This window comes from Pseudomonas sp. 43(2021) (assembly GCF_017490805.1).
GTDB lineage: Bacteria > Pseudomonadota > Gammaproteobacteria > Pseudomonadales > Pseudomonadaceae > Aquipseudomonas.
Genome location: NZ_JAFGYJ010000063.1, coordinates 1 through 1268 on the forward strand (window position 1 = coordinate 1; position 1268 = coordinate 1268).

At 50.3% G+C, this 1268-nt stretch carries 1 rRNA gene (running past one end of the window); it reads left to right on the forward strand.

Going from position 1 to position 1268, the window contains the following annotated elements:
• The first annotated feature begins 103 nt into the window (after positions 1-103).
• Positions 104-1268 (forward strand): 23S ribosomal RNA (locus tag J5M71_RS25735) (it continues 1466 nt past the right edge of the window).

The window sequence follows — 1268 nt, forward strand, 5'->3', positions numbered from 1 at the left end:
AATCAGGCTAAGGTAAAATTTGTGAGTTCTGCTCGAAAGAGCAACATGCGAATTTTCGGCGAATGTCGTCTTCACAGTATAACCAGATTGCTTGGGGTTATATGGTCAAGTGAAGAAGCGCATACGGTGGATGCCTTGGCAGTCAGAGGCGATGAAAGACGTGGTAGCCTGCGATAAGCTTTGGGGAGTCGGCAAACAGACTGTGATCCAGAGATCTCTGAATGGGGGAACCCACTCAGCATAAGCTGAGTATCTTGTACTGAATACATAGGTGCAAGAGGCGAACCAGGGGAACTGAAACATCTAAGTACCCTGAGGAAAAGAAATCAACCGAGATTCCCTTAGTAGTGGCGAGCGAACGGGGACCAGCCCTTAAGTTGATTTGAGATTAGTGGAACGCTCTGGAAAGTGCGGCCATAGTGGGTGATAGCCCCGTACACGAAAATCTCTTGTCAATGAAATCGAGTAGGACGGAGCACGAGAAACTTTGTCTGAATATGGGGGGACCATCCTCCAAGGCTAAATACTACTGACTGACCGATAGTGAACCAGTACCGTGAGGGAAAGGCGAAAAGAACCCCGGAGAGGGGAGTGAAATAGAACCTGAAACCGTATGCGTACAAGCAGTGGGAGCCTACTTTGTTAGGTGACTGCGTACCTTTTGTATAATGGGTCAGCGACTTATATTCAGTGGCGAGCTTAACCGAATAGGGGAGGCGTAGCGAAAGCGAGTCTTAATAGGGCGTTTAGTCGCTGGGTATAGACCCGAAACCGGGCGATCTATCCATGGGCAGGTTGAAGGTTAGGTAACACTGACTGGAGGACCGAACCGACTACCGTTGAAAAGTTAGCGGATGACCTGTGGATCGGAGTGAAAGGCTAATCAAGCTCGGAGATAGCTGGTTCTCCTCGAAAGCTATTTAGGTAGCGCCTCATGTATCACTCCAGGGGGTAGAGCACTGTTTCGGCTAGGGGGTCATCCCGACTTACCAAACCGATGCAAACTCCGAATACCTGGAAGTGCCGAGCATGGGAGACACACGGCGGGTGCTAACGTCCGTCGTGAAAAGGGAAACAACCCAGACCGTCAGCTAAGGTCCCAAAGTCATGGTTAAGTGGGAAACGATGTGGGAAGGCTTAGACAGCTAGGAGGTTGGCTTAGAAGCAGCCACCCTTTAAAGAAAGCGTAATAGCTCACTAGTCGAGTCGGCCTGCGCGGAAGATGTAACGGGGCTCAAACCATGCACCGAAGCTACGGGTGTCATCTT